The following is a 26,679-nucleotide window of genomic DNA, read 5'->3' as shown; positions in this document are numbered from 1 at the left end:
CCAAAAGAAGCCGCCCGAGCTGCTTGCGCAGTTCGGGCGGCTTCTCCACTGTCTCAAGGTGGTGCACTCGGGAGGACTCGAACCCCCAACCTTCTGATCTTCCGGGGGCAAGCGTCGACCTGTCGACAAGCCGACAGATCCGCTTGTGACCTGGATGTGAGCCCCGGCCTCTCACAGCTTCCGGCGGCTCCTCGGAGTCATCTGCACTGAATCTGCATCGCGGCAGAAGCGTCCTCCCCTCTTAGCGCTCACGTTTCCTGGCGGTTCCGTGGCGGAGCTAGGGAGACCCCCAGCAGCGCCGCACCGGACCGCCATCCACCACTACGCTCCATTGGCCACAAAACGTCAGCAACACAATCCGCTCTAGCTTCGGTGAATCGGGGTGTACCGATCGCTCAAGCCGTGCCCTGAGATGGATGCCGGTGTGAGATCGTAAACGTGTGATGGGCGTGTGGTGGAAGCGGATCGACGTTTCTGAATGGCAGGACTGCGGCGTCGAGCCATCCGGGTCAAACGGCGGCAGGTGGCTGGAAGAACCAGGGACGGAGCGAAGGTGGCTTCATAAGAACACACACATTCCAGCTAATGGGTGCGAGCAAGGTGAAGACTGGGCGGAGATAGTCGCCACTCGGGTCGCGCAGGCCCTAGGGGTTCCTTGCGCGAGCACTGCCTTGTGTACGCATGAGGGACGCCGCGGATCGCTGTCTCTCTCCATCAAACCAGCCGATCATCACCTCTGGGGCGGGCAGGTCGTGCTCGAGGAAGCACGAGCACCCGGCTACTTTCCGTTCGCTCCGGGGCAAGACGTCCGAGATCTCAATAGGCCTCACATCCGTCGTCCGGGCCACAGCCTCACGAACATCCGTACGGCGCTGCAGGTAGTAGATGCCCCCGCCGAGTTCAAAGGGGGCCCCAGAGAGGGGCGAGCATTCGATGTCTTCGTCGGCTACACGCTGCTGGATGCCTTGATCGCCAACCGCGATCGCCATGATGAGAACTGGGCTGTTCTGGAGCCTCAACTGGGCTCCTTGCCCCAGGTACTCGCGCCCACTTACGATCATGGAAGCAGCCTGGGCTACAACTTGCCGGGGACCACCCGGGATCGTTGTCTGTCAGACGTGGTCGCGCTCGAAAGATGGGCCACCAAAGGGACCGCGCACCGCTACGAACACGTGCCACCGCCCAAGACACTAGTGGGCCACGCCGTCGAGGCCTTGCATATGGGCTCACCTGACACTGCGAAGTGGTGGGTTGAGCAGGTCATGAGTTTGGACCTAAGCGAGATCCTTGAACCCCTTGAACGAGGGTGCATCCCTGAAATGTCAGCAGCGTCCGTTAAGTTTGCAACTGCGTTGCTCAAGCTCAACCTGAGGAGGCTCCAGGATGCGATCCGCGACCATGGCTGACCAGGGTTCAGCCGCAAGTGGCCCTGGCGTCAGGGATCTTCTGGTGCTCTGGCAGCACCCTCTGGACCGTTCAATCGTTCCCATCGGGCGACTGACTCATACTGCTGGCACCTATGCCTTCTCCTACACACGCGCAGCCGAGGGCATCGAGGGGTTCAGGCCGCTTCCTGGTTTGCGTGACTTGCACACTGTATATGAGGGCACGCGGCTTCCTCCAGTGTTCGAGCAGCGTGTGATGCACCCTGACCGGCCGGACTACCCCGACTACCTGGAGAGCATTGGTCTTGAGCCGTCCCAAGCGACACCTTGGGAGCAGATCGTTCACTCTCGGGGGTTCCGAGCAGGGGACACCTTGCAGTTCATGCAGACCCCTGAGGTCCAGCAAGGTCGTGCCCGAGCCCGATTCTTCGCGAATGGTGTTAGGCACATCCCATCGCAGGAGCGACTCTTGGGCGGCCGGATGGTGCGGGTCACTCCGACGCAACACGAAGAGGCTCTCTGCCACCTACGTCAGGGCATGCCAGTCGAAGTTGAGCCCGAGGACGATAACAGCAAGGATCCCAACGCTAGCCTCATCACCTCCGCTGGGGTGCCGTTGGGCTACGTGCCCTGGTGCCTGTCAGAGAGCGTGCGGGAACTGTCCGTATCGGGGCAGCTCCGTCTGATTGTGGCACGAGTGGCTCCCCCGTGGGCATCAACACACGTAAGGCTGGTCTTGGACCTGGACGTACCAGCACCTCTCGGTTTCAAGTTCGACCGTGCAGGCCGGTGGGAGCCCCTCTCTCCTGCTCAGTAGCGAAGCGGGTCGGGGATCCTGGACACGGCAAGGTGTGCGTCGATAGGAAGATAGTGGCATACCTCACTGTAGAGCTCTTCGAGACTTCTTTCCCGGAGCTCTTGAACCAACGTCTCGTACAGGCCGATGAGGTGCTCCACATCAGAAGCGGCATACTCCAATTGCCCTGCTGAGAGAGTTGCCACAGACCAGTCGCTGGTTCGCACAGGACCCTTCGTGATACTTACACCCAAGCGTCTGAACAGCAGAGACTGAAGGCTGTGGTCTCTGGTTGGCAAGTCCGGGTCGAGGATGCGTGAAGCCACCTTGGTGCAGGCCACCGATCGACTCACCACTCCCCAAGTCGCCTCAAGAAAACGCAGGTCAAAGGGCGCAAAATGCATGATCTTCAGCAGATTCGGATCCTGTAGGAGCAGCAGAATCTCACCGGGGCGCTCCGATAGTCGGCTCACAACAACCGGGCCGGTAGCCGGGGTGAAAAACTGACACAGATCGAGTGACTCTGTTTCCCACGACAGACCACTGGTCTCAGTGTCGACAGCCACCCTGCCTTCCCGACGGATCGCTTCAGCGATCTCAACTGGCAGGTCACCGTGTACAAGCGTTGTGGGCATGTCCGCAATGTATCGTTCGCTGGTGTCAGTTCTCCGCAGGCGCACAGTTAACGACCGAGGCCCTCGCAGACCTCCCTACCCTCGAACCATGGCTGCGGCTATTTACGTTCGGCGAACTGCTGGCACAGCTTGTCGAGCTCGTGAGCTCCTGCGTAGCCGGTATTGAGACTGCCGACCGCCTGCGATCTCGGCCCCTGATCCTATGTTCCACAGCCGTCCGCAAGCGACCGGATCCGACCGCCGCCAACCGGATGCCCTGTTCCTGCCACAAAAGAAGCCGCCCGAGCTGCTTGCGCAGTTCGGGCGGCTTCTCCACTGTCTCAAGGTGGTGCACTCGGGAGGACTCGAACCCCCAACCTTCTGATCCGTAGTCAGATGCTCTATCCATTGAGCTACGAGTGCAGGTCTTCAGTTGTGTGTCGCCCGGTTGAGCTGGGCTCTCCCTTGCGACGTCTCCGACTCTATCACGGTGCTGGAGTGCCTTTGCGCCGTTTTCCGGTGTGACCCGGGCCATGGGGCGCCGACGCGCGGTCGGCGCCCCACAGGTGCCTACTGGCTCTCCTCCACGGAGGCCGCCCACAGCTCGAGGGCCGTGTCGATCTGCTCGCCGTTGACCACGAGGGCCGGGATGAAGCGGACCACGTTGCCCGCCGGGCCGCAGGTGAGCAGCAGCAGCCCGTTCTTGGCGGCGGCCTGCTGGGCGCGCTGGGCCGCGTCGCCGTCGGGTGTCCCGTCGGCCCTGACGAACTCGTTGGCCCGCATCAGGCCGCGGCCTCGGACGTCGCCGATGCCCGCATGGGACTCGGCGATCTTGGCCAGGCCCTGCTGGAGCCGCTCGCCCTGGCGGGCCGCGTTCTCCACCAGGTTCTCCTCCTGGATGACGTCCAGGGTGGCGAGGGCAGCCGCGCAGGAGACCGCGTTGCCGCCGTAGGTGCCGCCCTGGGAACCCGGCCAGGCCTTGTCCATGATCGCGGCCGGGGCGGCGATCGCGGACAGCGGGAAGCCGCTGGCCAGGCCCTTCGCGGTGATGACGATGTCCGGGCGCACACCGGAGGGCTCGTGCCCCCAGAACGTGCCCGTGCGACCGAAGCCGGTCTGGACCTCGTCCATGACCAGCAGGAACCCGTGCCTGTCGGCGCGCTCCCGCAGCCCCTGGAGGAAGGCGTCCGGGACGGGCACGTAGCCGCCCTCACCGAGGACGGGCTCGATGAACACGGCGGCGGTGTCCTGCGGGGAGGTCACCGTCGCGAACTGGTAGTCGAGCTCGCGCAGCGCGTACGCCACCGCTTCTTCCTCGGACATCCCGAGCCGGTAGGCGTACGGGAAGGGGGCGACCACCACACCGGGGACGAGCGGGCCGATCCCCGCGCGGATCTTCACCCCGGACGTGGTGAGGGAGGCGGCGCCCATCGTGCGCCCGTGGAAGGAACCCTGGAAGACCACGGCGTTCTGACGGCCGGTGGCCTGGCGGGCCAGGCGCAGCGCCGCCTCCACGGCCTCACTGCCCGAGTTCACGTAGAACAGGCGGTCGATCCCCTCGGGCAGCACCTCTCCGAGACGTTCGGTGAGTCGCAGCAGGGGCCGGTGCATCACGGTGGTGTACTGGCCGTGGATCAGCGTCGCGACCTGCTCCTGTGCGGCGGCCACCACCCTGGGGTGGCAGTGCCCGGTGCTGGTCACGCCGATCCCGGCGGTGAAGTCGAGGAAACGACGGTCGTCCTCGTCGTAGATGTAGACACCCTCGCCTCGCGCCGCGACGACCGGTGTCGCCTGCTTGAGAACCGGGGAGAGCTCCGCCATGCGGTGGCCTCAATTCCTTGTGTCGAGTTCCGTAGGATTGTTGACAATCGACGCTGCTATGGAAACATCCGGGGCGCGGCGGTGTCCAGCGGACGCACGTCGGGCAGTTCTGACCACAGGCCGTCCCATGCCCGGGGCGGCCCGTCGACGGAGGAGAGAACATGTCGGATCGCGAAGCACGGGTCGTCGCACAGGTGGACAAGAAACTATTCCTCGGCGGGAAGTGGCGGGACGCCTCCTCCGGCGCGACCTTCGAGGTCGAGGACCCGTCCACCCGCAAGGTGCTGTGCGACGTCGCGGACGCGGGCCGGGAGGACGCCATGGAGGCCCTGGACGCCGCGGCGCGGGCCCAGCCGGGGTGGGCCAGGGTCGCGCCCCGCGAGCGCGGTGAGATCCTCCACAGGAGCTTCGAGCTGCTCATGGAGCGGCAGGAGGAGCTCGCCGTCCTCATGACGCTGGAGATGGGCAAGCCGCTGGCCGAGGCGCGGGGGGAGATCGCTTACGCCGCCGAGTTCTTCCGCTGGTTCTCCGAGGAGGCCGTGCGGATCGAGGGCGGGTTCGCCACCTCGCCGGACGGCAAGTCGCGTTTCCTGATCATGCGCCAGCCGGTGGGCCCCTGCATGCTCATCACCCCCTGGAACTTCCCCATGGCGATGGGCACCCGCAAGATCGGCCCGGCCATCGCGTCCGGGTGCACGATGATCCTCAAGCCCGCCCAACAGACGCCGCTCTCGGCTCTGGCGCTGGCCGGGATCCTCAGGGAGGCGGGGCTGCCGGAGGGCGTGCTCAGCGTCCTGCCCACCTCCGACCCCGGCGCGATCACCGAGCCCCTGTTGGCGGACGGCCGCATCCGCAAGCTGTCCTTCACCGGTTCCACCGCGGTCGGCCGCAAGCTCCTGGAGCAGAGCGCGCCCCAGGTCCTGCGCACCTCCATGGAGCTGGGCGGGAACGCGCCGTTCCTGGTGTTCGACGACGCCGACATGGACGCGGCGGTCGACGGGGCGATGCTCGCCAAGATGCGCAACATCGGTGAGGCCTGCACGGCCGCCAACCGCATCTACGCGCAGTCCGGGATCGCGGAGGAGTTCTCCCGGCGGCTCAGCGAGCGCATGGGCGCGCTCCGGCTGGGTCGGGGGCTGGACGACGGAACGGACGTGGGCCCGCTGATCGACGACAAGGCCCGGGACAAGGTCCAGGGGCTGGTGGACGACGCGGTGCGGCGGGGCGCGCGCGTGCTCGTCGGCGGCGGCCCCGGCGACGGCCCGGGGCACTTCTACCAGCCGACCGTGCTGGCCGACGTCCCGTTCGCGGCGGAGCTGTCCACCACCGAGATCTTCGGTCCGGTGGCCCCGGTGCTGACGTTCGAGACGGAGGAGGAGGCGGTCCGAGCCGCCAACGACACCGAGTTCGGCCTGGTCAGCTACCTGTACACCCGGGACCTGAACCGGGCCATGCGGGTCAGCGAGGCCTTGGAGACCGGCATGGTCGGCCTCAACCAGGGTGTGGTGTCCAACCCGGCGGCGCCGTTCGGCGGGGTCAAGCACTCGGGTCTGGGCCGCGAGGGCGGCCGCGTGGGCATCGACGAGTTCCTGGACACCAAGTACGTGGGGATCGGCGGGCTCGTCTGATCCGCGTGTGGGTCCGACCGGTGGGGTGGGCCCACGCGGTGTCAGCCCCCGGTGCCGTTTCCCGGCGCCGGGGGTTCCTGTGAGGGCGCGGGGCGGCCCTCGGCCTCGGTGCCGCGAGGAACCGGCGGACGCGACGCGGGCGTCCGCCTCCGAGCTCCGGTGCCGGCCGTCAGGACCCGGCGCCGGTCTCCGCGTTGATCCGGGCGACGGTGTCGACCATGTGGGACTCGATCAGCGTGAGCAGCCGCTCCTCCTCACCGTCCACGATCGCGTCCAGGATGCGGCGGTGCTCGTCGAGGAGCTCCTGGGGTTCGGGGTAGACGGCCTGCATCACGGTCAGGCACATCCGGGTCTCCACGAGGAGCGTCTGGGCCATGCGTTCCAGGCGCGAGTTACCCGAGCAGCTGACCAGGGTCCGGTGGAACTCCTGGTCTGCGTCGCTCATGGCGGTCCGGTCGGCGCTGGCGGCGGCCTCCGCCAGCCGGTCCACGGCGGGAGTGAGGCGGGCCAGGGCCTCCCCCCGGTTGCCCCGCATGATCAGCTCGCAGGCGGTCCGCTCCACCGCGAGCCGGGCCACGTAGACGTCGCGGACGTCGTCGGGGGTCAGCTCGCGCACGAACAGGCCCCTGTGCCGTTCACTGCGGAGCAGCCCCTCCTGGACCAGGCGCTGCATGGCTTCGCGGAGCGGCCCCCGGCTCACGCCCAGTCTCCCCGCCAGTTCGGCCTCGCCGAGCTGGTCCCCGGGTGCGAGGGAGCCGTACATGATCGCCGACCTCAGCTGGTCGGCGATCAGCTCGGCGGTGGAACGCCTGGGGACGGGTCTGAGCTGGCCGGGGGCTGACATGGTGTTCCCTTCTGAACGACGGTACAAAGGTGACGAACCGGGCGTGGGCTGGCCCTGAGGCTAACCGGCCCCGAAGGCACTCCTGACCACGGAGGCTCCGGAGCGGAAGAGCGTCCCGGGGCCGGACCGGGCCTCGCACCGGCCGGCGAGCCGGAGGCCCTCCCAGACGCTGACCTGGTTGGCGGTGAGCACCGTCTTGCCCAGCAGCGCCTCCATCGGTTCGATGAGGTCGGCGCTGTGCAGGGCGGTGTCCGGGACCAGGACTGCCTCGGCCCTGGGGTGGTCGTTGGAGATGACGAAGTCGAGTGCGTCGTCGGGGTCGAGGTAGCCGACCTCGGCGGCCGTGGCGATCCCGTGGCTGGCCAGGGACATCACCTCCACCCCCGCGTCGGTGAGGAACTCCACGAAGCGCTGGGCGACGTCGTCGGGGTAGGTGGCGGCGATGGCGACCCGGGACGCGCGCAACTGGCTGAGGGCGTGCACGAACGCGAACGACGTGCTCGAACTCGGGACGCCCGTCACCTCCTGCACGCCCTGGACCTGGCGCCGGGCACCCTCCCAGCCGAACACGAAACTGCCGCTCGTGCAGGCCCAGACTGCGGAGTCGACCTTGAGGCCGCCGAGCTCCTGCGCGCCCTTGGCGAGGACTCCCTCACTACCCACGTCGAGCAGGGCGTCCACCCGGTGGGCGTCCTCGCGCATGAGCGTGTGCACGACGGGAAGCTCGACGTCCCCGCCGAGCGTGCCGGCGAAGGTCCTGTAGTCGTCCTCGGCGCTGTGACCGGGATAGAGGATTCCTACTCGGGTCATGATTCTCCTTGGCTCGCGGGCGCCCTCCCGGGCGGTCGTTCAGACGGCACTGGGGGCCGTCGCGTCGATCAGCCGCTGTCCGTGGGCGACGGCCCGGCGGTCGGCGGCCCGCAGCAGGTCCCACATGGTGACCTGATTGGCCGCGATCACCGGCTTGCCCAGTTCCTGTTCCAGGGGCGCGATGATGTCGTAGGTGAGGACGTTGGTGCAGCTGATGAACACGGCCTGGGCGTCGGGGCGGTCCACCTCGTGCACCGCCCTGGCGACCTCGGCGTAGGTGACCCTCCAGATGTGGCTGAGCAGGCCGAGTCCGACGCTGGAGGTGACCCCCACGTCGTGTTCGGCGAGGTAGTCGAGCAGGCGGTCGGTGACGCTGTCCACGTACGGCGTGACCACGGCGATCCGGTCCGCCTCTAGGGCGCGCAGGGCGTCGATCAGCGCGCCCGAAGTGGTGACGGCGGCCGGGGCGCCCGCGGCCCGCATGGTTCTTCGCAGCTCACTCTCTCCCTCGGCGCCGTGGACGAAGCTGCCCGAGGCGCAGGCGTAGCCGATCGCGAGGGGTTCGGGGGCCATGAGGGCGCGGACCGCCTTGGTCACGCCCTTGCCCTTGCTGAGGGCCGCGGCCTGGTCGACCGTCACGGGGATGCGCACGAACGGCAGGCGGGTGATGAGCAGGGAGACGTCGTCCGGAGCCCAGCGCCACAGTTCGCGGTCGAGCGCGAAGTCGTAGGGCGCCACGACGCCGACCGCCGACTGCCAGGGGGTCAGTGTGTCCGCCGACAGTTCGACGACCTCGTGCGGCGCGGGCGGTGGGGGCGGGGTGGGACCTCCCGTGAACGGGGTCGCGGTGTGGGCCACGGGTACGGCACCGTCCTCGTGGTCCGGTCGGTCTTCTTCGGTCCGCATCGGTCACTCACCTCCCAGTACTGTTGTCGGTTCGGTCGGCTCGGTCGGTTCGTGGGGCCTGCGCGGCCCCGGGGCCTTCTCCTCGGGGCGGGGTCCTCCGCGCGGGCCCGTCAGCGTTCGAGCCGCTCGTACAGGAGGCGCTCGCCGACACTGCCGGAGCGCCAGACGTCGTTGCAGGCCTCGGCCATGGCGGGCAGGTTCTCCACGACGGTCGCGAACACGTTCCCGGGGACCCAGCCCACGTCGCCGTTGAGCAGCAGGTTGTTGCGCCCGTAGAACAGGGCGAGGTCGATGACGCCGGCCAGGCCCTCGATCCCCTTGTCCTCCTTGAAGGTGCGGTCGAGCATGCCCTCGTCGAAGGAGAAATAGACGATGTCGCCGGGGATCGGTGTGACGGTGGGGTTCTCCTGGCCCGGTTCGGGGTCGGCGAACCTCGGGACCATCGTGTAGACCTCGTTGCGCGCGTACTTGGCGTGCTGGACGGCGTCACCCTGCGGGAGGGCGTTCCACACCGCCTCGCAGGTACGGGGCGCGTCCTTCTCGAGCAGTTCCGCCACACAGGAGACCCCGCGCTTGGCGAGGGTGACGGTCATGTACCTGGGCAAGTGGTGTCCCTTCGACGACGCTTCTTCTTCCGGATCCCTCTGTGTCTTGTCGAAGTGTTGATTGTCGACAATCTTACGATCTACCTGCCGAGTACGGCAATAGACACCGGGACGTGCGGGTATGTCGGCAGCGTCGGTGCGGGTCGTTGACACCCCGGGAAGACGTTGGACGCCTCCGCGAAACACGCCGCATAGGCCCGAAACGGGCGTTTTGTGGATTGTTGACAATCCTATGTCGGCTCCCTAGCGTTTCCCGTGCAGGGCGGAACCACCCATCCGACGACAGGATCAGCACGTCAGAACACCGTCGCAACCGGAAAGCGCGCCCGTGAACAGTTCCACCACCAGCCCGTCCGTGCCCCAACGACCGCGTCTCGTCGTCCTCCGAGGCGAGGACCTCCCGCCGGGCCACGAGCGCATAGACGACCACCCGGGGCTCGGCGAGGTCGTCTACGCCACCGCCGACGAACTGTCCGCCACCCTTCCCGGTGCGGACGTCCTGCTCGTGTGGGACCTGTTCACCGAGGCGCTGGCCGACTCCTGGTCCAAGGCCGACTCCCTGAAGTGGGTGCACGCGGCCACGACCGGTGTGGACAACCTGATGTTCCCCGGGCTGGTGGAGAGCGACGTCCTCGTCACCAACTCGCGCGGGGTGTTCGACGAGCACATCGCCGAGTACGTCCTCGGTCTGGTCATCTCCTTCGCCAAGGACTTCCCGGGCACCTGGGACCTCCAGCGAGAACGCCAGTGGAGGCACCGCGAGACCGAGCGGGTGGCCGGTCGGCGCGTCCTCGTGGTCGGCACCGGCCCCATCGGCCGCGCGATCGCCCGCAAGCTCACCGCGGTGGGCATGGACGTGCGCGGTTCCGGCAGCCACGCCCGCGACGGCGACCCCGACTTCGGCTCCGTCGCGGAGTCCAGCCTCGCCGGACCCGGCGCCGACGGCGGGCGCACCCTGCTCGACGAGCTCCCCGAGGCCGACTACGTGGTCGTCGCCGCCCCGCTCACCGAGTCCACCCGGGGCCTGGTCGACCGGGAGTTCCTCGACCTGATGAAACCCACCGCGCGGCTGGTCAACATCGCGCGCGGCCCCATCGTCGTCCAGTCCGACCTGGTCGCCGCCCTGGACAGGGGCGCGATCGCCGGTGCGGCACTGGACGTCTTCGAACGGGAACCGCTCAAGGCCATCAACCCGCTCTGGGGGCTGCCCGGCTCCGTCGTGTCGCCGCACATGTCCGGTGACGTCGTCGGCTGGCGGGAGGACCTGCTGGAGCTGTTCCTGGACAACCTCGCCCGTTACCTGGACGGGCGGGGACCGCGCAACGTCGTGGACAAGAGCCGGGGCTACGTACCCGGCTGACCCCTCGCGTGACTTGGGAGGCTGAAGTGACGATCCGTTCCGACCGGGCCGGGACCGATGACGCTGGTGCGGCCGGTACGGCCGAAGGCTCCGCCGGTGCTGACACGGGAGCCCCGCGCGGCGTCCCCGCGGCGCGCGCGGGGCAACCCGTGACACCGGCCGACCTGTCCGCCGAACAACTGCTCCACGCCTACTCCACCGGGGAGCTCTCCCCCGTGGAGGCGGTGGACGCGGTACTCGAACGCATCGAGCAGGACAACCCGGCCCTGAACGCGTTCTGCCTGGTCCGCCCCGAGGAGGCGCGCGAGGCGGCCCGCGCCTCCGCCGAGCGGTGGCGGCGCGGCGAGCCCGAGGGACGGTTGGACGGGGTGCCCGCCTCGGTCAAGGACATCCACCTGACGAAGGGGTGGCCCACCCTCAAGGGGTCGGTGACCTCGTCGCAGGAGGGGCCGTGGGAGGAGGACTCCCCGGTGGTGGCGCGGATGCGCGAGCAGGGGGCGGTGTTCGTCGGCAAGACCACCACCCCCGAGCTGGCCTGGAAGGGCGTCACCGACAACCCGCTCACCGGGATCACGCGTAACCCGTGGGACCTGTCCACCACGCCGGGCGGCTCCAGCGGGGGTTCGGCGGCGGCGGTGGCGGCCGGGATGGGCCCGCTGTCCACCGGGACGGACGGGGGCGGTTCCATCCGCATCCCGGCCAGCTTCACCGGGATCTGCGGGATCAAGCCCACCTGGGGCCTGGTGCCGCACTTCCCGGCGAGCCCGTTCGGGTCGCTCGCGCACACCGGCCCGATGGCGCGGACCGTGGGTGACCTGGCGCTGATGCTGGACGTCGTCTCCGGGTTCGACGCCCGGGACTGGATGGCGATGCCGACCCCGGGCCCCGGCCTGGCCGAGGCGGGACGCGGCACCGAACCGGAGGAACTGGTCCGCGGGCTGCGGATCGCCTACAGCCCCACCCTGGGCGGGTTGGACGTGGACCCCGAGGTGGCCCGTGCGGTCGCCGACGCTGTGGGCGTGTTCGCCTCGCTGGGCGCCGAGGTGGAGGAGGCCGACCCCGGCCTGCCGGGCTCCCTGGAGGAGTTCCACGTGCTCTGGTACTCGGGCGCGGCCAAGGCCACCGAGCATCTCACCGACCGGGACCGGGACCTCCAGGACCCCGGCCTGCGGGAGATCATCGAGGAGGGCGTCACCTACTCGGCGCAGGACTACCTGACGGCGATGGCGCTGCGGATGGCGATGGGCGCGCGGATGGGGCGGTTCCACGAGTCCTACGACCTGCTGCTCACCCCCACCATGCCGATCGTGGCCTTCGAGGCCGGGCTGGAGTCGCCGCCGGAGCTGTCCGGGAAGCGGTGGACCTCCTGGGCCGGGTTCAGCTACCCGTTCAACATGACCCAGCAGCCCGCCGCCAGCGTGCCGTGCGGGTTCAGCGAGTCGGGTCTGCCGATCGGCCTCCAGGTGGTGGGCCCCCGGCACTCCGACGAGCGCGTGCTCCGGGCCTGCCGCGCCTTCGAGCTCGCCAGCCCCTGGGTGGGGCGTCGGCCGTGACGCGCGGGCACCGGGCCCCGGCTCCGGGGTCCGGTGCCCGGCTCGGTCACGGGTTCCCGGCTCCGGGCTCCGGGCTCCGGGCTCCGGGCTCCGGGTGACGAGATGGTGACGATGCGGCGACGGTAGTCACACCCGCACCAGCCGTCACCAGGCGCTTTGCTCCCCGATCCCGCCCTTTGTCCGTTTACGGGACCTTCGCCCGGGGAGTTCGGTGCCTTAAGGCTCCCTCCGTGCCCCCCGTAGGCGTTAACGTCTTCCTCGGAGTGGTGTCATGTGCGTACGGACACGAGACGAGGGAGGTCCGCGATGACCGACGGTGGAGCCGAGGGTGCCCGAAAGCCGATCAGGGTCTTCCTCGTCGACGACCACGAGGTCGTCCGGCGCGGTGTGGCCGCGCTGTTGGAGACCGAGGACGACATGACCGTCGTCGGTGAGGCCGGGACCGCCGAGCAGGCGCTGTCACGCATCCCCGTGGTCCTGCCCGACGTCGCCGTGCTGGACGTGCGCCTGCCCGGCGGCTCCGGCGTGCAGGTGTGCCGCGAGATCCGGTCCGACCACCCCGGGATCGCCTGCCTGATGCTCACGTCCTTCGCGGACGAGGACGCGCTGTACGACGCCGTCATGGCCGGGGCCGCCGGATACGTGCTCAAGCAGATCCACGGCGCGGACCTGGTCGGCGCGGTGCGCACGGTCGCGGCGGGCGGCTCCCTGCTGGACTCGGGCAGCACCGGCGCCATGCTGGAGCGGCTGCGCGGCGCCCAGGCCGAGCCGGACCCGTTGGCGGAGCTGACCCCGCAGGAGCGCCAGATCCTCGACCTCATCGGCGAGGGCATGACCAACCGGCAGATCGGCGAACGGCTGTACCTGGCCGAGAAGACCGTGAAGAACTACGTCTCGGCGCTGCTGGCCAAGCTGGACCTCAAGCGCCGTACCCAGGCGGCGGTGCTCGTCGCCGAGCTGCGCGGCCGCCGCTACTGACCCGGCCCTCCCGTCCGGCTGCGGGACCGCGGCGAACCCGGCTCCCCCAGTGCCGGACGGACCCCGGCGGTGACGCGGTCGACGTCGCCCCGTTCGCCCGGGGGAAGCGGCGGACCCGCTGACTCCCGGAGCGCGGCCGCCGTTCCCAGCATGCCGGGTCCCACCCCTCGTGGCACGCCCCGACCTGGGATCATGAAGACTTCCTCATGTCCGCTTCATGCGGACGCCGCCTTCGTCGGGGAGGCTCTGCTTCATGAGATCACCTCTGGTGCCGCTGGCGGTCGGGGCGCTGACAGTCGTCGCCGTCTCGGTCGCCGCCCTGCTGTGGGCGCTGTTCCTGCGCGACCCGGACCCCGGGCGCGCCTCCGAGGTGGTGCTCGGCGAGTCGCCCGAGGCCACCGCCTCCACCGATCCCGACGACGACGTGGTCAGCCCTCCCCCACCGGTCACCGACCATGAGGGGGACGGCGGGGAGACCTCCGGGGGCCCCTCACCCGAACCCTCCGCCAGCCCTTCACCCGAGCCGCCGACCGGGTTCCCCTTCGACTGCCTCGACGGGGGCACCGGCCACGAGGCCTGGGGCGAGGAGCAGTGGGAGAGCTGGTGGGAGGCCTGCCTGGACACGCGGTACGAGAACGGGGACGACGATGACGACTGACCGTCAGCGGGGGACGGACGGGGACGGGTCGGACCGCCACGCCGATCCCGACGCCACCACCGTCAACGTCCCGCCCGGCCGGTCCAGACCCAGGGGGTCGGGGAACGCCGCACCGACACCGTCCTCGGGCGGCACCTCGGTGTTCCCGACCCTCGTCCTGCGCGGCCCCCAGCCCGAACTGCCCCAACGCCGCCGGGTGCCCGCCCGGCTGCTCATCACCGCGTGGGTGGTCCTGCTCATGGCCGCCGTCCTCGTACTGGTCAACGTGGTCACCTGGAGCGCGCTGACCGCCCGGACCGACGAGCGGGTCGACCGCGCCCTGGACCAGGAGATCGCCGAGTTCCAGGAGTTCGCGGCGGTGGGCGTCGACCCCGGCACCGGCTCCGCCTTCAGCGACGTCTCCTCCCTCATCCGGGTCCACCTGGAACGCCAGTTCCCCGAGGACTCCGAGATCCTCTTCGGCTGGGTCGACGAACCCGAGGAGGGCGCCGCGGACGGCGAGAGGTCGGCGTCGCGCGGGAGCCGGGGCTCCGCCGAGCCCGTCACCGGCCGCATCCGGCAGGGGCAGGAGCCCCCGTACGACCTGTCCGCCGACCCCGCGAAGGTCGAGGCGATCCTGGACACCCCCGACGCCCGGGGCGTCCTGGACACCCCCGCCGGGCCGGTCGAGTGGGAGAAGATCCGCGCGCTGCCGCCGCAGGGCGACGGCGGACCGGCGGGATGGTTCGTGATCGGCTACTTCACCGCCCAGGACGACGACACCTCGGCCGGGACCATGGGCACCCTGGCCCTGGTCAGTCTGGGCGGGCTGCTCGCGGCCGCCACCGCCGCATGGTGGGTGGCGGGCCGCATCCTCGCCCCCGTCCGGCTGGTCCGGCAGACCGCCGCGGAGATCTCCGAGGAGGACCTCACCCAGCGCATCGAGGTGTCCGGGCGGGACGACATCGCGGCGCTGGCCGAGCAGTTCAACAGCATGCTGGACCGGCTGGAGGGCGCCTTCACCGAACAGCGCCGGTTCGTCGACGACGCCGGGCACGAACTGCGCACCCCCATCACGATCGTGCGCGGCCACCTGGAGCTCATGGGAGACGACCCCGAGGAGCGCCGCGAGGTGGTCCGGCTGGTCACCGACGAGCTCGACCGGATGGGCCGCATCGTGGAGGACCTGCTGCTGCTCGCCAAGGCCCAACAGCCCGACTTCGTCCACCCCGAACCCGTCTCCCTGGCCGAGCTCACCAGCGACATCGACGCGAAGGTGCGTCAGCTCGGCGACCGCGACTGGCGGCTGGAGTCGCTGGCGGAGGAGACCGCGCACCTGGACCCCCAGCGCGTCACCCAGGCGATGGTGCAGCTGGCGGCCAACGCCGTACGGCACACCGCCCCCGGCTCCACCCTGCGCACCGGTTCGCGGGTCAGCGGTTCCGAGGTGCGCCTGTGGGTGGCCGACCACGGCCCCGGTATCCCCGCCGAGGAGCACGGCCGGATCTTCGAGCGCTTCTCCCGGGGCGGCCGCACCGCGCGCGGCGACCGGGGCGCCGGGCTGGGCCTGGCCATCGTCCGCGCCATCGCCGAGGCGCACCACGGCCGGGTGGACCTGGTCTCGGCACCCGGTGCGGGCTCCACGTTCACCCTCGTCATCCCCCTGACCCCCGTTGACGGCCGCGTTGGAAGGGAACACCTGTGAGCCGTGTACTCATCGTCGAGGACGAGGAGCGGATCGCCTCCTTCGTCCAGAAGGGACTGACCGCCAGCGGGTTCACCACCACGGTGGTGGGCACCGGGGCCGAGGCGGTGGACTACGCCGTCACCGGCGGGTTCGACCTCATGCTGCTGGACCTCGGTCTGCCGGACACCGACGGGTTCGACGTGCTCCGCCGGGTGCGCGCCCTGGGGGTGGACGTCCCCGTGGTGATCCTGACCGCCCGGGACGGGGTGCGGGACACCGTGACGGGTCTGGAGATCGGCGCGGACGACTACGTGACCAAGCCGTTCCGGTTCGAGGAACTACTGGCGCGGGTCCGGCTGCGGATGCGCACGGAGCGCGCCCCGGACCTGACGGTGCTGCACGCGGGTGGGCTCCGGCTGGACCTGCGGACCCGCCGGGTCGAGGTGGGTGAGGAATCGGTGGACCTCACCGCCCGGGAGTTCGCGCTGCTGGAGCTGCTCATGCGGCACCAGGGGCAGGTGATGACCCGCCAGCAGATGCTGTCGCACGTGTGGGGCTACGACTACGACCCCGGGTCCAACGTGGTGGACGTGTTCGTGAGGGCGCTGCGCCGCAAGGTGGGCGCGGAGCGCATCCTCACGGTGCGGGGCATGGGGTACCGGCTGACCGGCTGATCCGTTCGGCGGGGGCGGCCCACCTGGCCGCCCCCGCGTGCCACCGGGTGACCAGGGGACCCGGGTGACGCGCATGCCACCGGGTACCCGGGTGACGAACTTCGGCGAACATGAGGGTTCCCTCATGCGGGTCTCATGAACGCCTCACCGGCGCTGCCCACCATGGTCGACATGTTCTGGTTCGCTCTGGCGGTCGACCTGACCGCGATCACGGTGTTGTCCTACGTCCTCTACTTCCGCAGGCACGGTCGGCGGGACCTGGTGCTCGCCTACGTGGCGCTCAACGTCGGCATCTTCGCGGTCGTGTCGATGCTGACCCAGCAGGAGGTGGGCCTGGCGGTCGGCTTCGGGCTGTTCGGTGTGCTGTCGATCCTGCGGCTGCGCTCCGACCTGATCAGCCAGGGGGAGATCGGCTACTACTTCGTGGCGATCGCCCTCGGTCTGGTGAACGCGGTGGCCGCCCCGGCGCCGTGGCTGATGCTGGGTCTGAACGCCCTGCTGCTGGGTTCCCTGTACGCCGCCGGTCACCCGAAGCTGCTGGCCCGCACCCAGCGGCGGATCATGACCCTGGACGTGGTGCACGAGGACCCGACGGCACTCCGGCAGGACCTGGAGCGGCGGCTGCGCGGGCGTGTGCGGCACGTGGACGTCACGGAGGTGGACTACGTGCGCGACCTCATGGTGGTGGACGTGCGCTTCCAGGAGCCGAGGCCGACCGAGGTCCCGGGACGGCCCACCGGGCGCCGCCAGGCCGCGACCGGCCCGTGGGGTGGGCGTTGAGACCTCTCCCCTCCCCCACCCCCGCACTCTCCCCCGCAATCGGAACCGCAGCCGCAGCCGCGCCGCTGAGTCTGCGCCCGGTGTCCCTGGCCGAGATCAACGAACGCGCCGCCCTGGTCACCCGCACCTGCCGCAAGTATCTGCTCCCCGCCGATCTGGTGCCCGCCCTGTTCGACGGGGCGGAGCGGGGGTTCGGGGTGCTGGAGATCGACGGCCGGACGTCCTTCCTGTACTCGTCCACCTACCTGGACACCCCGGATCTGCGGACCTTCCACGACCACCGGCAGGGGCGGCGGCTGCGCTACAAGGTGCGCACCCGTTCCTATGTGGACACCGGAACGACGATGTTCGAGGTGAAGCTGAAGGGGGCGCGCGGGGTCACCGACAAGGTCCGCGTCGAACTGCCCCCGGGTTCTCCCGTCGACCGTCTGACCTGGCGAACCCGCGACTTCCTCGACCGGTCCCTGAGCCGCTGCCGTCTCGCGCCGCCCGACGTCCTGGTGCCCTCCGCGGTGACGGACTACCGGCGGACCACCGTCGTGGCCCTGTCCGGTGAGGAGCGGGTGACGGTGGACCGCGACCTGGTCGGCTACCGGGGCGACTGGGAGGTGCGCATGCGGCCGGACCTGGTGCTGTTGGAGGTGAAGACCCGGGGCGGACTGACCGCGACGGAGCGGAGGCTGCACGCGCTCGGAATCCGTGAGGCCCGGTTCAGCAAGTACGCGGCCGCGCTGGCCGCCCTCGAACCGGCCCTGAGGGGCAACCGCTGGCACCGGGCGATGGGCCACTGCATGGACTACCCGGCTCCCGTACGGCGCCGCGAGGACGCCCTGGCGGGCGACTGACCGGCTCCGGTTGTTTCACGTGAAACAACCGGAGCCCGCTTCGGGAACCGCCCCGGCGGGAGAAGGAGGCGGCCGCCGCCCCGTAACCGGTCGGGGCGGCGGCCTGGCTCCGTGGGCCCTCTCCCGCTACAAGAGGGAGTCCACGGCACTCACAATGGTGACACCCGGTCCCCCGCAGGTCCAGACCGGCGAACGTTCCTCTCTTGCCACACTTGCCCCTCTTGCCACACTTGGCGCTCCTGCCCCGGATCAGTCTGCGGGGCGCAGGTCCAGCCCCCGGAGCAGCTGGGCGTTGAGCGCCACGATGATCGTGGACAGGCTCATCAGCACCGCGCCCACCGCGGGTGCGAGCACGATGCCGACCGGCGCCAGCACGCCGGCGGCCAACGGGACCGCCGCGACGTTGTACCCGGCGGCCCAGACCAGGTTCTGGACCATCTTCCGGTAGCCCGCCCGCGACAGCCTCCGGACGGACAGCACGCCTCGCGGGTCGTCGGAGGCCAGCACCACACCGGCGGACTCGATGGCCACGTCGGTCCCGGCGCCGATGGCGATGCCCACGTCCGCGCGGGCCAGGGCCGGGGCGTCGTTCACCCCGTCACCGACCATGGCGACCCGGTGGCCCCTGTCCTGGAGGTCGCGGACCACGGCGTCCTTCTGGTCCGGCAGCACCTGGGCGAACACCTCGTCCAGGCCGAGCTCGGTGGCGACGGCGTCGGCGACGTTGCGGGCGTCACCGGTCACCATGGCCACGCGCACCCCTTGCTCCTGGAGCCGTCGGACGGCCGACGCGGACTCGGGCCGGACCTCGTCGGCCAGGGACAGCGCCCCGACCACGGACCCGTCCACCACGAGGTGCAGGACGGTGGCGCCGCGGTCGCGCCAGAACCCGGTGCGTTCGGCGAGGTCAGCGGGTTCCGTGACGCCCAGGGAGTCCAGGAGCGCGGGCCCGCCCACGTGGGCCTCGATCCCGTCCACGACGGCCCGCACCCCGTGTCCGGTGAGGGAACGGAAGTCCGTGGCCTCGGGCACCGGCCCCGCCTCCTCGGCCGCCCGGACGATCGCCCTGGCCAGCGGGTGCTCGGAGTCGGCCTCGACCGCCCCGGCCAGCGCCAGGACCCGTTCGGCGGTCCACCCGTCGACGGCGTCGGCGTCACCGACCGCCGGGGCGCCCTTGGTCAGGGTCCCGGTCTTGTCGAAGAGCACGGTGTCCACGAGCCGCGTGTGCTCCAGGGCCAGCCGGTCCTTGACCAGGATGCCGTTGCGCGCCGACAGGGTCGTGGAGATCGCGATGACCAGCGGGATGGCCAGCCCCAGCGCGTGGGGGCAGGCGATGACCAGCACCGTGACGGTGCGTTCGACCGCCTGGCTGCCCTCACCGAGGACCAGCCCCCACACGACCGCGGTGACCACGGCGGCCGCGAGGGCGAACCAGAACAGCAGCGCGGCCGCGCGGTCGGCCAGCGCCTGGGACCGCGACCTGGAGTCCTGGGCCTCGCTGACCAGGCGCTGGATACCCGCGAGGGTGGTGTCGTCGCCGACAGCGTCCACCCGGACCCGCAGGGAGGAGTCGGTGGCGACCGTCCCGGCGACCACCCTGTCGTCCTCGGCGCGGGTGACGGTGCGGGACTCACCGGTGATCATGGACTCGTCCACGGCCGCGGAGCCCCGGACGACGGTGCCGTCGGCGGGGACCCGTCCGCCGGAGCGGACCAGGACGGTGTCACCGGCGCGGAGTTCGGCGGCGGGGACCTCCTCGACACCGCCGTCGGGACCGACCCGTTCGGCGCGGTCGGGCAGCAGGGCGGCCAGGGCCTCCAGCGCGCCGGAGGCCTGCCCGAGGGCGCGCATCTCCAGCCAGTGGCCGAGGAGCATCACCACGACCAGCAGGACCAGCTCCCACCAGAAGTCGAGCTCCATGCCGACCACCCCGAAGGTGGCCAGCAGGCTGGCTCCGAAGGCCACGGTGATCGCCATCGCGACCAGCGTCATCATCCCCGGCCTGCGGTCGCGCAGCTCCCCGGGGACCCCGGCGAGGAACGGCCAGCCGCCGTAGAGGAACACGGCGGTGCCCAGGAGCGGAGGCACCCAGGTGAGGGCGTCGGGGACCTGGTACCCGAGCCACCCGGAGATCATGTGGCTGGTGAGGACCACAGGCACACTCAGGAGCAGGCTCCACCAGAACCGGGTACGGAACATCGCGGCGTGGTCCCCGTGTCCGCCGTGACCACCGTGACCACCGTTTCCGCTGTGACCCTCGTGGCCACTGTTGCCTCCGAGGCCCGTGTGTCCCTCCTGCGCGTGACCTTCCTCGTCACCATGTTGACCCATCGTCATGTCGACCCCTCTCCGGTTCCGACCCTGCACGCCCGGCGCCGCCGAACCACGCAAGCGCGCCCCGTTCGCGCGTCTCTCTCCGACGAATATACCCCTAAGGGGTATACCGAACCGGGCCGGAACACGAAGAACACCCGCCGAACGTCTCGACGGGTGTTCTCTGCGGGGGCCTCTCGGGAGCGGTGGGGTCCTAGGAGGCGGTCTCGGTCTCCCTGCCGTACCAGGGCCACCACTGCACGGTGTGGCCGTGCGGGATCATCCGGTCCAGGCGGATCGTGAGCCTCAGCGCGAACCCGCCCGCGATCATCCCGGCCACCAGGTCCGTGAACCAGTGGAAGTGCAGGTAGATCGAGACGGTCGACTGGAGGAGCGCGATGCCCACGATGCAGTAGGCCAACCGCCGGATGATGTGGGGCCGGGCCGCACCGAACCTGATGATGAGGAAGAGCACCAGGCCGTAGATGAGGATCGCGTTGGCGCCGTGCCCGGAGGGGAAGGCGACGTTGCCCGCACCGGCGAAGAAGTCGGGGTCGTAGTACTTGGCGTGGCCCCGGTTGAACATCAGCTTCATCACGGAGACCAGGGACATCATCCCGAAGACGCCACCCGCCCCGAGGATGATCGGCCGCCAGCTGCGGTGCCAGTAGGCCAGCTGGAGCGTGGTGACGCCCAGGACCGGCAGGGCCACGTAACGGGAGGCCACGTTGTCCGGCCAGAAGATCAGCGGCTCACGCAGTGTCTCCCAGTAGGGGCGCGGCAGTTCGTTGAGGAGGTTGTCGACCGGATGCAGCGGCCCCGCGGCCAGCATCGTCATGACGATGAGCGCCACGAAGAGCATGATCGCGATGCGGTCGGAGGCCAGCCCCCACGCGATCTCGCTCACACTCGGCCACCTGACCGCGCGCACGACGGGCGGCCCCGGCGCGAGCTCCTTGCTCGGCACCACGGGGATCGGGCCGCTGTAGGGTCCGGGATCCGGCTTGCGCCGCTCCGGTTCGTGCGGCGTTGTCGACTGTCTGGACCCCACGTGCCGGGTCCGCGAAGGTTGCGTCATGTGCTCAGTGCTGTCTCACACGTCGTGGGCTGCCTGTGGCACTGCTTGAGGCGTGGGGGACGGGCTAGCCGCGGTTGTTGGGACTGATCCTGACGTCCCCGGGGGCCGACACGGAGTGTTGGTGACGTACCGGGGGTTCACCCCTTACACCCCGTTCGACGGTCGAACCTTCGGACTGGTTCACAACAGTGGTCGTGACCGGCCGCCGGACAGGCTCGACGTCCAGGGAACGGAACTGGTCGACAGTGGCGTCTGTGTGGGCGCTCGTTACCGCAGTTGCTTCGGTCAGCGCAGGTCAGGGCGCTCTCGTCGGGCCATCACCGTGACGTGGGTAACTCTCCGTACGGCTTTGGGTGGTTATTGCCAACATGCGAGCCTACCCGGACCGTTGCCCTCGTTGGTGGTTTCCCGGGCCAAGTGTGACCCTTCCACCTCGGACTTTGCCGGAATCCCACGTCGGCGACCGGTGCGCTTCACCAGCACGCGACCGGTTCGTGAGGGTTCCGTTAGCGCTTCGAGGCCGAGCGTCCGGCGGACACGTGCGCGTGTGGCACCCTTCAAGGAGCTTGTCAGACGCTGGAGTGTGTCGGCACGTGTGCTGGTCGCGCACGGGTCGGAAGACGGAAGGGCCCTGGATGGTCGACCTCCCACAGTTGCCGGACGATCCCTCGAAACTGGCCCGCGAACCACTGAGGGAGCAGATCCGGCAGGTACTGGTCGAGGGTCTGCTGTCCGGGCGGTGGCAGCCCGGCGAGCGCATCGTGGAACGCAGGATCGCCACGGAGCTGAAGGTCAGCCAGGCACCGGTACGTGAGGCGCTCCGCGAGCTGGAGACACTGCGGCTCATCGAGACCGTGCCGAACAAGGGGGCCAGGGTCAGGGCCTTCGGGGTCCAGGACATGGCGGAGATCTACCCCGTCCGCGCCGGTCTAGAGCTGGTCGCCGCACAGTTGGCCGCGCCTCGTCTGGCCGACGACCCCTCCGTGCTGGAACGCGAGGTGGAGGCTCTCCAGCGGGCCACCGCCGAGGGCAACGTCACTGAGCAGATCCGGCACAGCGTGGAGTTCCACCGCGAGGTCGTGCGGGCCGCGGACAACAGTGTGCTGCTGCACACCTGGGAGTCCCTGGGAGTCGAGGTGTGGACGGCGCTGTCGGTGCGCTGGCTCAACATGGAGCTGCACGCCAAGGCCGCCGACCACGCGCAGATCACACGGGCCTTCCGCGAGGGCGACCCCGCCGTGGGGCAGATGCTCAGCGACCATGTCATGAACTACGTGGAGGCGGCGCTGCGGACCCACGAGGGCAGCCGCTAGGCACTTTCCGGGCCCCGGGCCGGGGGTTCCCCCACCGCGCTCGGCCCCTCCCACCTGGGCGACTCCTGTCGCCACCTGGCGGTTTGCACCGAACTTCGCGTTTCTGTCCTAAAGTTGTATTGATCGATCATCGATCAGACCGTAGAGTGTGCGCGACGCACGTCACACCACACACGCGCGTGCCCCCTGGTGGCACGGGGTTGTTCATCCGGCCGGTGAACGAACTCGGCCGACCTCCCGGCGGATGCTTACCGCACCCCAGACCGGGAAGCAATGCCGTCAAGGGTCGCGGCGCGACAACTGCACACGCGACCCGATTCGCTTCGCGTCCGTCACCCGGGCCCCGCCAGGCCCGACCGGACGCGCCCCGCAACAGCCACAGTGTCGCCGCCGATGAGCCCGGCGGCGGCACGCGCCGGGACCACGCCTGACAGCGGGGTCCGGGCTGGCCGCGTCATCCGACCCACAGGACGGTAGCCGCGCGGCCTCCGCGCACGTAGAAAGGCACACCATGGCTGACACGGCCAAGCCGAAGGGCGGCACCGCCCGGGCCTCCGCGTCCCGACGCCGGAACCGGAAGGACACCGGCATCGGCAACGAGAAGCCGGACACCCTCCTCGACTACTACCGGCAGATGCTCTTCATCCGACGCTTCGAGGAGCGCACCGGACAGGCCTACACCCAGGCCCGCATCGGCGGTTACTGCCACCTCAACCTCGGTGAGGAAGCCACCGTCGTCGGTCTGATGACCGCCCTCCAGGAGCGCGACTACCTGTTCACGAACTACCGTGACCACGGGTACGCGATCGGCAAGGGCATGGACCCCAAGCGGGTCATGGCCGAGCTCTACGGACGCGTCGACGGCGTGTCCAAGGGCTGGGGCGGCTCCATGCACATGTACGACACCGAGACCCGCATGCTCGGCGGCTACGGCATCGTCGGCGGTCAGCTCCCCCTGGCCACCGGTGCGGCGCTCGCCGTCACCTACCGCGGCGGCGACGAGGTCGTCATGTGCCAGATGGGCGACGGCACCACCAACATCGGCGCCTGGCACGAGTCCCTCAACATCGCCAAGCTGTGGAACCTGCCGGTCGTCTTCGTGGTGATCAACAACTTCACCGGCATGGGCACGACCGTGGAGATGTCCTCCGCCGAGCCCGAGCTGTACAAGCGCGGCGCCGCCTTCCGCATCGAGGGCGAGCGCGTCGACGGCCGTGACGTCCTGGCCGTCCGCGACACCGCATCCCGCCTGGTCGAGCGCGCCCGCGAGGAGCAGACCCCGTTCCTGCTGGAGGCCTGGAGCTACCGGCAGAAGGGCCACTCCGTCGTGGACCCGGCCAAGTACCGCACGGACGAGCAGCGTGAGCTGGCCCGCGCCGATGAGAACGACCCCATCGCGATCTTCGACGCCCAGCTGACCAAGGCCGGTGTCCTCACCGACGACCTGCGCGACGAGATCGCCGCATCGGTCAAGGCCGAGGTCGCCGAGGCCGCCGACTTCGCGGAGAACAGCCCGAAGCCGGACGTGTCCACGCTCTTCGACTACACCTACGCCACCCCGGTGCCGAACGAGTCGCGGCGTATGCCCGCCGACCCGGTGTTCGCGGAATAGGAAGGAACCACTCACATGTCCGTGATCACCTACCGCCAGGCTCTGCGCGACACCCTTCGCGCCGAGATGGTGCGTGACGAGAACGTCCTCGTGATCGGCGAGGAGATCGGCGTCTTCGAGGGCTCCTACAAGATCACCGAGGGGCTCCTCAAGGAGTTCGGACCCCGCCGGGTCAAGGACACCCCGATCGCCGAGGAGGGCTTCGTCGGCGCGGCCGTCGGCGCCGCCATGCTGGGCCTGCGCCCGGTCGTGGAGCTCATGACGATCAACTTCTCGCTGATCGCCATCGACCAGATCATCAACCACGCCGCCAAGATCTACGGGATGTTCGGCGGTCAGACCAGCGTCCCCCTGGTCATCCGTACCCCCGGTGGCGGCGGCCAGCAGCTCGGCGCGACGCACTCGCAGAACATCGAGCTGTTCTACTCCTTCATCCCCGGCCTCAAGGTGATGGCTCCCAGCACCCCGGCCGAGGCCTCCTCGATGCTGCGCGCCGCGATCCGCGACGACGACCCGGTCCTTTTCCTGGAGAACCTGGGCCTGTACAACTCCAAGGGTGAGGTGCCCGAGGACTACGCGGAGCCGAAGAACGACAACATCGCGACCATCGGCCGTGCCGCCGTGACCCGCGAGGGCAGCGACATCACGCTGATCGGCTACTCCCGGATGGCCACCGTCGCCACCCAGGTCGCCGAGAAGCTGGCCGAGGAGGACATCAGCGTCGAGGTCGTGGACCTGCGCAGCCTGCGCCCCCTCGACCGGCAGACCTTCGTGGACTCGGTCAAGAAGACCGGCGCCGCGGTGATCTGTGAGGACGACTGGCTCACCTACGGCATCGGCGCGGAGATCGCCGCGTCGATCCAGGAGGGGGCCTTCGACTACCTGGACGCCCCGGTGCGCCGGGTGGCCATGGCCGAGGTTCCGATGCCGTACGCCAAGCCGCTGGAGACCGCCGCCCTGCCGTCGGTCGAGTCGATCAGCACCGCGATCAAGGAAACCCTGAGCGCCGTCGGCAAACGGGTCGGGTAGAGGGAGTAGTCAATGAGCGAGATCCACATGCCGCGCCTCTCCGACACCATGGAGGAGGGCGTCATCTCCACCTGGGTCAAGAAGGTGGGGGACAAGGTCGCCTCCGGTGACGTGCTGGTCGAGATCGAGACCGACAAGGCCGTCATGGAGTTCGAGGCCTACGAGGACGGTTTCCTCGTCAAGCAGAACGTCTCCGAGGGCGACACCGTGCCGATCGGTGAGGTCATCGGTCTCATCGCCGACTCGCCGGACGCGGTGCCCGAGGAGACGGCCGCGCCCGCCGCCCCGGCCTCCGAGGCAGCCGAGGAGCCGAAGGAGGAGGCCAAGGAGGAGGCGAAGCCGGAGCAGGCCGCCGAGCCCGCCCCCGCCGCCGAGTCCACCGGTGAGCGCCCCCGGACCTCCCCGCTGGCCCGCAGGCTGGCCAAGGAGTACGGCCTGGACATCACCAAGATCCAGGGTTCGGGCCCCAAGGGACGGATCGTGCGCGCCGACATCGAGGCCGCCGCCAAGGACGGCTCCGCCGCCCAGGACTCCCAGGCCCCCGCCGCGAGCACCCCCGCGCCCGCCGCCCAGGCCGCCCCGGCCCAGGACGACGTCCGGGGTTCCGAGGAGGTCAAGACGAGCAACGTGCGCAAGGTGATCGCGCGCCGTCTGACCGAGAGCAAGCAGACGGTCCCGCACTTCTACCTGCGCCGTACGATCGACGCCGAGGCCCTCAAGGCCTTCCGCGGCCAGATCAACCAGCAGCTGTCCAGCACGGGCGTGAAGGTCAGCTTCAACGACCTGATCGTGAAGGCCTGCGCCACCGCGCTCAAGCTGCACCCGGAGGTCAACACCTCCTGGATCAACGACACCCTGGTCCAGCACCACCGGGTCAACGTCGGCGTGGCCGTCGCCGTGGACGCCGGGCTGGTCGTGCCGGTGCTGCACGACACCGACAAGGCCACCCTGTCCGAGATCTCCACGCGTACGCGTGAGCTCGCGGGCAAGGCCCGGGACAACAAGCTGAAGCCGCAGGAGATGAGCGGCGGTACGTTCAGCGTGTCCAACCTGGGCATGTTCGGTATCGACAGCTTCTCCGCCGTGATCAACCCGCCGGAGGCCGCCATCCTCGCGGTCGGCGCGATGCGTCCGGAGGCCGTGGTCGTGGACGGTGAGGTGGCCGTGCGCAACCGCATCGCCCTGGAGCTCTCCGTCGACCACCGCGCGGTGGACGGTGCCGTGGGCGCCGCCTACCTCAAGGAGCTCGCCGAGATCCTGGAAGAGCCCATGCGGATCATCCTGTAACACCCCGTACGCGACGCCCCGGCCCGGAACCCCGGCCGGGGCGTCCGTCGTTTCCGGGGCCCGGACCACGGAACCCGGCGTGACCGGGAACCCCTGGTCCATGATTCGCCGGGGGTAACGCGGT

Annotated in this window: 22 protein-coding genes and 1 tRNA gene; 14 read left to right on the top strand and 9 right to left on the bottom strand. The window is 69.7% G+C overall.

The features are described 5' to 3' along the window. Positions 1-752 precede the first annotated feature (752 nt). A complete protein-coding gene (locus tag BDW27_RS27145; protein WP_146223282.1) occupies positions 753-1,406 on the top strand; it encodes a hypothetical protein in 654 nt (217 codons plus the stop codon). A 789-nt stretch (positions 1,407-2,195) separates the two neighbouring features. On the opposite strand, the gene BDW27_RS19825 is transcribed toward BDW27_RS27145, so the two are convergent. The 3 genes from BDW27_RS19825 to BDW27_RS19815 form a co-directional block, all read right to left on the bottom strand. Further along, positions 2,196-2,816, bottom strand: coding sequence for a hypothetical protein (locus BDW27_RS19825; RefSeq protein ID WP_110050910.1), 621 nt, complete (start codon positions 2,814-2,816; stop codon positions 2,196-2,198). Between the two features lie 326 nt (positions 2,817-3,142). Beyond that, positions 3,143-3,218 (bottom strand) — tRNA-Arg (locus tag BDW27_RS19820). A 147-nt stretch (positions 3,219-3,365) separates the two neighbouring features. Next, entirely contained in the window at positions 3,366-4,616 is a 1,251-nt protein-coding gene (locus BDW27_RS19815) for an aspartate aminotransferase family protein (RefSeq protein WP_017545779.1), read from the bottom strand. Between the two features lie 161 nt (positions 4,617-4,777). On the opposite strand from BDW27_RS19815, the gene BDW27_RS19810 reads away from it, so the two are divergent. Next, positions 4,778-6,244 (top strand): NAD-dependent succinate-semialdehyde dehydrogenase, encoded by a 1,467-nt coding sequence (locus BDW27_RS19810; RefSeq protein WP_017545778.1) that lies wholly within the window; start codon positions 4,778-4,780, stop codon positions 6,242-6,244. Between the two features lie 169 nt (positions 6,245-6,413). On the opposite strand, the gene BDW27_RS19805 is transcribed toward BDW27_RS19810, so the two are convergent. The 4 genes from BDW27_RS19805 to BDW27_RS19790 form a co-directional block, all read right to left on the bottom strand. Continuing rightward, positions 6,414-7,088, bottom strand: coding sequence for a GntR family transcriptional regulator (locus tag BDW27_RS19805; protein ID WP_110050908.1), 675 nt, complete (start codon positions 7,086-7,088; stop codon positions 6,414-6,416). Between the two features lie 60 nt (positions 7,089-7,148). Continuing rightward, on the bottom strand, positions 7,149-7,898 hold the full coding sequence (locus BDW27_RS19800; RefSeq protein ID WP_110050906.1) for a maleate cis-trans isomerase: 750 nt from the start codon (positions 7,896-7,898) through the stop codon (positions 7,149-7,151). Positions 7,899-7,937: 39 nt separating this feature from the next. Then, positions 7,938-8,804 carry an Asp/Glu racemase gene (locus BDW27_RS19795; RefSeq protein WP_233515837.1) on the bottom strand — a complete coding sequence of 289 codons (867 nt, stop codon included), beginning with the start codon at positions 8,802-8,804 and terminating at the stop codon, positions 7,938-7,940. 110 nt (positions 8,805-8,914) lie between these two features. Then, positions 8,915-9,397 carry a DUF3830 family protein gene (locus tag BDW27_RS19790; RefSeq protein ID WP_017545774.1) on the bottom strand — a complete coding sequence of 161 codons (483 nt, stop codon included), beginning with the start codon at positions 9,395-9,397 and terminating at the stop codon, positions 8,915-8,917. Between the two features lie 340 nt (positions 9,398-9,737). Here BDW27_RS19790 and BDW27_RS19785 point away from each other — a divergent pair, with 340 nt between their 5' ends. The 8 genes from BDW27_RS19785 to BDW27_RS19750 all read left to right on the top strand — a co-directional run bounded on the left by BDW27_RS19785 (position 9,738) and on the right by BDW27_RS19750 (position 17,923). Further along, positions 9,738-10,769: a D-2-hydroxyacid dehydrogenase gene (locus BDW27_RS19785; protein WP_110050904.1), complete on the top strand. Its 1,032-nt coding sequence runs from the start codon at positions 9,738-9,740 to the stop codon at positions 10,767-10,769. Between the two features lie 26 nt (positions 10,770-10,795). Further along, positions 10,796-12,322 carry an amidase gene (locus tag BDW27_RS19780; protein ID WP_017545772.1) on the top strand — a complete coding sequence of 509 codons (1,527 nt, stop codon included), beginning with the start codon at positions 10,796-10,798 and terminating at the stop codon, positions 12,320-12,322. A gap of 306 nt (positions 12,323-12,628) precedes the next feature. Continuing rightward, entirely contained in the window at positions 12,629-13,300 is a 672-nt protein-coding gene (locus BDW27_RS19775) for a response regulator transcription factor (RefSeq protein ID WP_017545771.1), read from the top strand. A 253-nt stretch (positions 13,301-13,553) separates the two neighbouring features. After that, entirely contained in the window at positions 13,554-13,958 is a 405-nt protein-coding gene (locus BDW27_RS19770) for a hypothetical protein (RefSeq protein ID WP_233515836.1), read from the top strand. Continuing rightward, a complete protein-coding gene (locus tag BDW27_RS19765) occupies positions 13,948-15,642 on the top strand; it encodes a cell wall metabolism sensor histidine kinase WalK (RefSeq protein ID WP_110050900.1) in 1,695 nt (564 codons plus the stop codon). The genes BDW27_RS19770 and BDW27_RS19765 overlap by 11 nt, the downstream gene beginning before the upstream one ends. Then, a complete protein-coding gene (locus tag BDW27_RS19760) occupies positions 15,639-16,298 on the top strand; it encodes a response regulator transcription factor (RefSeq protein WP_110050898.1) in 660 nt (219 codons plus the stop codon). Before BDW27_RS19765 ends, BDW27_RS19760 begins: the two co-directional genes overlap by 4 nt. A 171-nt stretch (positions 16,299-16,469) precedes the next feature. Further along, positions 16,470-17,078, top strand: a complete 609-nt coding sequence (locus BDW27_RS19755) for a DUF4956 domain-containing protein (protein WP_040694300.1) — start codon at positions 16,470-16,472, stop codon at positions 17,076-17,078. Further along, a complete protein-coding gene (locus BDW27_RS19750) occupies positions 17,063-17,923 on the top strand; it encodes a polyphosphate polymerase domain-containing protein (protein WP_370446535.1) in 861 nt (286 codons plus the stop codon). The genes BDW27_RS19755 and BDW27_RS19750 overlap by 16 nt, the downstream gene beginning before the upstream one ends. 249 nt (positions 17,924-18,172) lie before the next feature. Here BDW27_RS19750 and BDW27_RS19745 read toward each other — a convergent pair whose 3' ends face one another. Next, positions 18,173-20,122 carry a heavy metal translocating P-type ATPase gene (locus tag BDW27_RS19745; protein ID WP_110051008.1) on the bottom strand — a complete coding sequence of 650 codons (1,950 nt, stop codon included), beginning with the start codon at positions 20,120-20,122 and terminating at the stop codon, positions 18,173-18,175. Between the two features lie 328 nt (positions 20,123-20,450). After that, on the bottom strand, positions 20,451-21,167 hold the full coding sequence (locus tag BDW27_RS19740) for a phosphatase PAP2 family protein (protein ID WP_017545764.1): 717 nt from the start codon (positions 21,165-21,167) through the stop codon (positions 20,451-20,453). A gap of 782 nt (positions 21,168-21,949) precedes the next feature. On the opposite strand from BDW27_RS19740, the gene BDW27_RS19735 reads away from it, so the two are divergent. From BDW27_RS19735 to BDW27_RS19720, 4 genes are all read left to right on the top strand, one after another. Beyond that, a complete protein-coding gene (locus BDW27_RS19735) occupies positions 21,950-22,627 on the top strand; it encodes a GntR family transcriptional regulator (protein WP_017545763.1) in 678 nt (225 codons plus the stop codon). Between the two features lie 511 nt (positions 22,628-23,138). After that, positions 23,139-24,239, top strand: coding sequence for a pyruvate dehydrogenase (acetyl-transferring) E1 component subunit alpha (gene pdhA / locus BDW27_RS19730; protein ID WP_110050894.1), 1,101 nt, complete (start codon positions 23,139-23,141; stop codon positions 24,237-24,239). Positions 24,240-24,254: 15 nt separating this feature from the next. Then, the gene (locus BDW27_RS19725; protein ID WP_017545761.1) at positions 24,255-25,268 is read left to right on the top strand and encodes an alpha-ketoacid dehydrogenase subunit beta; all 1,014 of its coding nucleotides are present in this window, start codon (positions 24,255-24,257) and stop codon (positions 25,266-25,268) included. A gap of 12 nt (positions 25,269-25,280) precedes the next feature. Next, a complete protein-coding gene (locus BDW27_RS19720) occupies positions 25,281-26,555 on the top strand; it encodes a dihydrolipoamide acetyltransferase family protein (protein ID WP_110050892.1) in 1,275 nt (424 codons plus the stop codon). Positions 26,556-26,679 lie beyond the last annotated feature (124 nt).

Source organism: Nocardiopsis sp. L17-MgMaSL7, from assembly GCF_003182025.1.
Lineage (GTDB): Bacteria > Actinomycetota > Actinomycetes > Streptosporangiales > Streptosporangiaceae > Nocardiopsis > Nocardiopsis prasina.
Note: the sequence above shows the minus strand (reverse complement) of the source record. Positions and strands in the feature narration are given on the sequence as shown.